At 71.3% G+C, this 5,985-nt stretch carries 7 protein-coding genes; 1 reads left to right on the plus strand and 6 read right to left on the minus strand.

Going from position 1 to position 5,985, the window contains the following annotated elements:
- Positions 1–105 precede the first annotated feature (105 nt).
- The 6 genes from D183_RS0108810 to D183_RS0108835 all read right to left on the minus strand — a co-directional run bounded on the left by D183_RS0108810 (position 106) and on the right by D183_RS0108835 (position 5,534).
- Positions 106–546, minus strand: coding sequence for an XVIPCD domain-containing protein (locus D183_RS0108810; protein ID WP_017908683.1), 441 nt, complete (start codon positions 544–546; stop codon positions 106–108).
- Positions 547–667: 121 nt separating this feature from the next.
- Positions 668–1,546 carry an NAD(P)-dependent oxidoreductase gene (locus D183_RS0108815; RefSeq protein ID WP_081613307.1) on the minus strand — a complete coding sequence of 293 codons (879 nt, stop codon included), beginning with the start codon at positions 1,544–1,546 and terminating at the stop codon, positions 668–670.
- A gap of 58 nt (positions 1,547–1,604) precedes the next feature.
- Positions 1,605–2,702 (minus strand): NADH:flavin oxidoreductase/NADH oxidase, encoded by a 1,098-nt coding sequence (locus D183_RS0108820; protein ID WP_026144320.1) that lies wholly within the window; start codon positions 2,700–2,702, stop codon positions 1,605–1,607.
- Between the two features lie 87 nt (positions 2,703–2,789).
- Positions 2,790–3,671, minus strand: coding sequence for an NAD-dependent protein deacetylase (locus D183_RS0108825; RefSeq protein ID WP_017908686.1), 882 nt, complete (start codon positions 3,669–3,671; stop codon positions 2,790–2,792).
- A gap of 195 nt (positions 3,672–3,866) precedes the next feature.
- Positions 3,867–4,247 (minus strand): VOC family protein, encoded by a 381-nt coding sequence (locus D183_RS0108830; RefSeq protein ID WP_017908687.1) that lies wholly within the window; start codon positions 4,245–4,247, stop codon positions 3,867–3,869.
- A gap of 33 nt (positions 4,248–4,280) precedes the next feature.
- Positions 4,281–5,534, minus strand: a complete 1,254-nt coding sequence (locus D183_RS0108835; RefSeq protein WP_017908688.1) for an MFS transporter — start codon at positions 5,532–5,534, stop codon at positions 4,281–4,283.
- A 99-nt stretch (positions 5,535–5,633) separates the two neighbouring features.
- Here D183_RS0108835 and D183_RS0108840 point away from each other — a divergent pair.
- A partial coding sequence (locus D183_RS0108840) for a LysR family transcriptional regulator (RefSeq protein ID WP_017908689.1) occupies positions 5,634–5,985 on the plus strand: 352 nt, incomplete at its 3' end.

Below are 5,985 nucleotides of genomic sequence, written 5' to 3' on the forward strand. Positions count from 1 at the left end.
CCTCACCCCAACCCCTCTCCCGGAGGGAGAGGGGCTCAGCCATGCTTACCCGGAAACAGTGTCGCAGCTGACGCCTCACCCAGGACGCTGCTCACTCGCCTGCGCTCACTCTGGGCGCAGGCGCAGCGCCAAGCGGCGGTTGACCTTTTCCAGGCGCGCCAGCGAATCCTCCACCGACATGCCGACCGCTTCGTGGGTGGTGATGTGCGCGCGCAGGTGCGCCGGATCGTCCAGGTCGCCGCGCACCAGGAACACGTTCTCGCCATCCTCCACGTCGCCGATCTCGCGGCTGAGCACCACGTGGTCGACCTGGTCGAAACCGTATTCCTTGGCCAGCGGCAGCAGCCGCGCCACCATGCGCTCGCTGATCGCGTCCGGCGCGCGCCCACAGGCGGCGTCAAGCGCATGCACGCCCTCGCGGATCTGCGCGTACAGGAGATGGTCCGGATGCTCCGGGTGATCGGGCCCGGGCACGGGCTCGCGCACGACCGCGCGCGGTGGCTGGATCGGGGCTCTGTCGCCGGGATCGGACGAATTCGGACTCATGGCATCCTCCTGTGATGCGCCAGCAAATCGCCGCACCTTAGCGGCAAGCGCGCGCCAGGCTCAAGCGGGTGCGCAGTGTGCGGCATGCGCCGCCAAGGTCCGCTGAAGATCCGTCGGCGCTTCAGGCCTGGCCGGCGCGGCGCGCGGCGACCTTGGCCAGCGCCGCCCAGTCGAGGTCGCCGTCGCCGTGCGCGATCGCCTCGATGAAGGCATCGCGCAGCACCGCCGCCAGCGGCATCGGCACGTGCCGGGTCTCGCCGGCGTTCAGGGCCAGGCGCACGTCCTTCAGGCCCAGCGTGGCCTTGAAGCCGGCCGGGCTGTAGCGCTGTTCGGCGATCATGCCGCCGTAGGTCTGGTAGGCCGGTGCGGCGAACACGGTGCTGGTGAGCATGTCGAGGAAATCGGCCGCTTCCACGCCGTGCCCGCGCACCAGCGCCGACGCCTCGGCCATGGTGCCGATGGCGCTGGCCAGGCACAGGTTGGCGGCGAGCTTGACCGCGTTGGCCTGTTCCGGCGCGGTGCCGAAGTACCAGGTCTTGCGCCCGATGACATCGAGCAAGGGCTGCACCCGTGCCAGCGCCGCGGCGTCGCCGGCGGCGAGCAGGTTGAGCTGGCCGGCCGCGGCCACCTCCACCCGCCCCAGCACCGGCATCGCCAGGTAGGCGACGCCGCGCTCGGCATGCAACGCGTGCAGTTCGCGCGCCAGCGTCACCGAGATCGTGGCCATGTTGACGTGCACGCTGCCGGCGGTGAGCGCGTCCAGCGCGCCACGATCGAGCAGGGTCTCGCGCACCGCGGTGTCGTCGGCCAGCATCGAGAACAGCACCGGCCCGCGCACCGCATCGGCCGGTTGCGCGGCCTGCTGCGCGCCGGCCTCGAGCAGGGGCTGCGCCGCCGCGGCGCTGCGGTTCCAGACCGTCAACGCATGGCCGGCGCGCAGCAGGTTGAGCGCGATCGGCTGGCCCATCGTGCCCAGGCCGAGAAATCCAATCGTCGTCATTGCAGGCTCCCTGAAGGAATCGAAATGGAGGACGCCACTAGCGCGCGCGGCGCGCCGGTCAGGCGTCGAACACGCCGCGCGCCGCATGCGGCTCGCAACGCAGGTATTGCGGCGACGGGCGTACCCGCGCGCCCAGCGCGGCGGCCGCGTGCCACGGCCAGCGCGGATCGTAGAGGATGCCGCGGGCCAGCGCGATGGCATCGGCACGGTCCTCGGCGAGGATGGCCTCGGCCTGCTGCGGCTCGGTGATCAGGCCCACTGCGATCACCGGCATGCGCACCGCACGGTGCAGCGCCTCGGCCAGCGGCACCTGGTAGCCGGGCGCCACCGGAATGCGCTGACGCCGGTCCAGTCCGCCGCTGGATACGTGCAGATAATCGCAGCCCTGCGCCTGCAATGCCTGCGCCAGCGCCTGGCTCTGCGCCAGGTCCCAACCGCCGTCGACCCAGTCGGTGGCGGAGATGCGCACGCCCACCGCGATGCTCGGCGCCACCGCGGCGCGCACCGCCGCATGCACGCGCAGCAGCAGGCGCATGCGGTTCTCCAGGCTGCCGCCATAGGCATCGGCACGCTGATTGCTCAGCGGCGACAGGAACTGGTGCAGCAGGTAGCCGTGTGCGGCATGCAGTTCGATCAGCTCGAAGCCGAGTCGCTCGGCGCGCCGCGCCGACGCCACGAACGCCTCGACGATGGCGTCGATGCCGGCCAGGTCCAGCGCCTGCGGCGACGGGCCGTCGTCGGCGAATGCCTGCGCCGACGGCGCCACCGTCTGCCAGCCGTTCGGCTGCTCGGGCGCGATCGCGCCGCCGCCGTCCCAGGGCTTGTGCGTGGACGCCTTGCGCCCGGCATGCGCGAGCTGGATGCCCAACGGCATCGGCGACCAGCGCCGCACGGAGCGCAGCACCGTGTCCAGCGCCGCCTCTGTGGCGTCGTCCCATAGGCCCAGATCGGCGTAGCTGATGCGCCCACGCGGCTCCACCGCGGTCGCCTCCAGGATCAGCAGCCCGGCGCCGGACTGCGCCAGTTGCCCGAGATGTTGGGTGTGCCAGTCGCTGGCACGGCCGTCCTCGGCGGAGTACTGGCACATCGGTGCGATCACGATGCGGTTGGACAACGACAGCGGCCCCAGCGCGAGGGGCGAGAACAAGTGACTCACGATACGGATCCATGGAAACGCCGCGCTCGGCGCGGGAAGCGGCCATTGCACTCCTGCCGCACAACGCGATCAACCACTGCCGGTGGATCAGTTCGTGCCGGGATTCGGAACGCACACCGCTGCCGGCAGCAGGAACGCCAGCGCCTGCGCGCACGACTGCTCCACTTTCAGGCTCAGCAGATCGTCGCCGCGGGTGCGGCCCAGGTTGACCGCGGCGATCGGCAGGCCAGCCTTGGCCGCGGCCTGCACGAAGCGGAAGCCGGAATAGACCATCAGCGACGAGCCCACCACCAGTACCGCGTCGGCGCGCTGCAGATGCGCGAAGGCACTGGCCACGCGCTCGCGCGGCACGTTCTCGCCGAAGAACACCACATCCGGCTTCAGCACGCCGCCGCAGTACGCGCAGGGCGGCACCACGAAGCTGGCGAAATCCTCGCCCTCCAGGTCGGCATCGCCGTCCGGCGCCGGCGCGGCCTGCAATGTCGCCCACTGCGGGTTGTGCTGCTGCAGGTGCTGCTGGAACGCCTCGCGCTGCATGCGCCGCTCGCAACCCATGCAGCGCACCACGTCCAGACGCCCGTGCAGGTCGATGGTGGCGCGGCTGCCGGCGGCCTGGTGCAGGCCGTCCACGTTCTGGGTCAGCAGCAGTTCGACCTGGCCGCGCGCTTCCAGCTGCGCCAGCGCGGCATGGGTGGCGTTGGGCCGCGCATGGCCGAAGCGCGGCCAGCCGAGCAGGCTGCGCGCCCAGTAGCGCTGCCGCGTCGCCAGTTCGCCCATGAAGGCCTGGTAGGTCACCGGCTGCGCACGCTTCCAGTCGCCGGCGGCGTCGCGGTAGTCGGGAATGCCCGAATCGGTGCTGCAGCCGGCACCGGTCAGCACGAACAGGCGCCGATGGCGGTCGACGAACGCTTCCAGCGCGGACGCCGCTGGCTGTGCGGACGCGGGGTGATCCTGCAGCAACTGCGACATCAGGCGGCTCCCGTCGGTGTGAAGGCGCGCGCCATTGCGGCGGCCGTGCCGCTGTATGTAGTGCGTGCTGGCCGGCAACACAAGGCCTGTGATTGCCGCAGGTGTGGACAGCGCTCGGCACGAACGAAGGACCGGCGGCGGCACAGGGTCAGGCAGCGCGCGGACGGCACAGGTCTGGTGCCAACGCGGCCCCCATCACAACGGGTTGGCGACCTCGATCAGGTTGCCGTCCGGATCGCGGAAGTACAGCGACAGGATCGGGCCGCGGGCGCCGGTGCGTTGCACCGGCCCGTCCTCGATCCGCACGGCGGCAGCGCGCAGTTCCTCGGCCACCTGCGCCAGCGGCGTGGCGGTGAGAAAGCACAGATCGGCCGAGCCCGGCGTAGGCACCTGCGCCTTCGGGTCGAACGCGTGGCCATGCCGATGCAGGTTGATCTTCTGCTGGCCGAACGCCAGCGCCTTGCGGCCTTCGCCGAAGGTCACCACGCGCATGCCCAACACCTGCGCATAGAACGCGCAGGTGGCGTCGATGTCGGCGACGGTGAGGACCAGATGGTCGAGATGGTCGATCTGCATTGCGGAACCCTCGTTGGATGACGGCAGCGCGGCTCACTCGCCGCGCGGCGGATGCGGCCCGAAGCGGCCGTAGGGGCGGCTGTCGTCGGCGCCGCGGCGCAACACCTGCGCGGCGACCAAGCCGATGCCCAGCAACACCAGGCAACACGCGACCAGTGCGCTCCAGCCGCCGTGCTGCCACGCCGCGCCGCTGAGCGAGCCGATCACGCTGGCGCCGGCGTAGTACGCCAGCAGGTACAGCGACGCGGCATGGCCCTTGAACTGCCCGCCCAGGCGCCCGACCCAGGCGCTGGCCGCCGAATGCGCGACGAAGAAGCCGATGGTCAGCAGCACGATGCCGGCGATGACCGGCACCAGCGCATGCGCCAGGGTCAGCGCCACGCCGAGCGCCGCGGTGGCGATGCCGGCCAGCACCACCGGGCCGCGGCCGAACCGGTCCGAGGCTGCGCCGGCGACCGAGGACGACACGATGCCGAACACGTAGGCGCTGAAGATCATGCCGAGCTGGCTCTGGCTCAGCCCGAACTCCGGCCCGCCCAGGCGGAAGCCGGCGTAGTTGTAGACGCTGACGAACACACCCATCGCCAGGAACGGGATCGCGAACAGCCACGGCAGGTGGCGATCGCGCAGATGCCCGCCCCAGGCGCGCAGGTGGAAGCGCAGATTCACTCCCTGGCGGCGCACGAAGTGCCGCGACGGCGGCAGCAGCCACACGAAGCCGACCGCGGCCAGCAGATCCACCGTGCTCAGCGTGGCCAGCGCAACGCGCCAGTCGAAGTGGTCGGTGAGCATGCTCATGCCGATGCGGCCGACCATGCCGCCGAACGCATTGCCGGCCACATACAGCCCGGTGGCAGCGCCGAGCCGGCTCGCCGGCAGTTCCTCGGCCAGGTACACCATCGCCACCGCCGGCACGCCGCCCAGAGCGATGCCGGACAGCGCGCGCACCACCACCAGGGATCCCCAGTGCGGCAGGCACGACGCCAGCAGGTTGAGCAGCGCGGCCAGCGCGATCGACACGAACATCAGCCCGCGCCGGCCCAGCGTTTCCGACACCGCGCCAGCGCAGAAGATCGCGATCGCCAGGCCGCCGGTGGCCAGCGACAGCGGCAGCGAACTGGCCGCCGCGCTGAGTCCGAACTCGCGGGCGAACTCGGGCAGCAGCGGCTGCACGCTGTACAGCAGCGAGAAGGTGGCGAAGCCGGCCAGGAACAGCGCCAGGCGGATGCGCAACAGCGGCGCATCGTCCACGGCGTGCACCGGCGGGCATTGGCTGGAGGCGTTCACGGTGTGGGTCGCGGCGGAAAACGGATGGCCAGTATTCGCCTGCCGTCACCCGGCGTCCAATATATGATTGGCCCACTCTCCATATGTTCTGGATATGACATGGAACTGCGCCACCTGCGCTACTTCCTGGCCGTGGCCGAGGCCGGGCACTTCACCCGCGCCGCCGCGCAGTTGGGCATCCAGCAACCGCCGCTGAGCCAGCAGATCCGCGCACTGGAGGAGGAACTGGGCACGCCGTTGTTCGTGCGCACACCGCGCGGCGCCGAACTCACCGATGCCGGCCGCGCCTTCCGCACCGAAGCCCGGCGCGTGCTCGCCGACCTGGAACGCGCCGGCGATGCCGCACGCCGCGCCGCGCGCGGCGAGAGCGGTGTGCTGCGGCTCGGCTTCACCGCCTCGGCCGCGTTCAACCCGATCGTGCCGACCCTGGTGCGCGGCTTCCGCCGCGGCT

The sequence above is a fragment of the Xanthomonas sp. SHU 199 genome (assembly GCF_000364665.1).
Classification (GTDB): Bacteria; Pseudomonadota; Gammaproteobacteria; order Xanthomonadales; family Xanthomonadaceae; genus Xanthomonas_A; species Xanthomonas_A sontii.

Bases quoted from the DNA above. Each gene is read 5' to 3' on its own strand.
- D183_RS0108810 (WP_017908683.1), bottom strand. From the start codon at position 546: ATGAGTCCGAATTCGTCCGATCCCGGCGACAGAGCCCCGATCCAGCCA.
- D183_RS0108815 (WP_081613307.1), bottom strand. From the start codon at position 1,546: ATGACGACGATTGGATTTCTCGGCCTGGGCACGATGGGCCAGCCGATC.
- D183_RS0108825 (WP_017908686.1), bottom strand. From the start codon at position 3,671: ATGTCGCAGTTGCTGCAGGATCACCCCGCGTCCGCACAGCCAGCGGCG.
- D183_RS0108830 (WP_017908687.1), bottom strand. From the start codon at position 4,247: ATGCAGATCGACCATCTCGACCATCTGGTCCTCACCGTCGCCGACATC.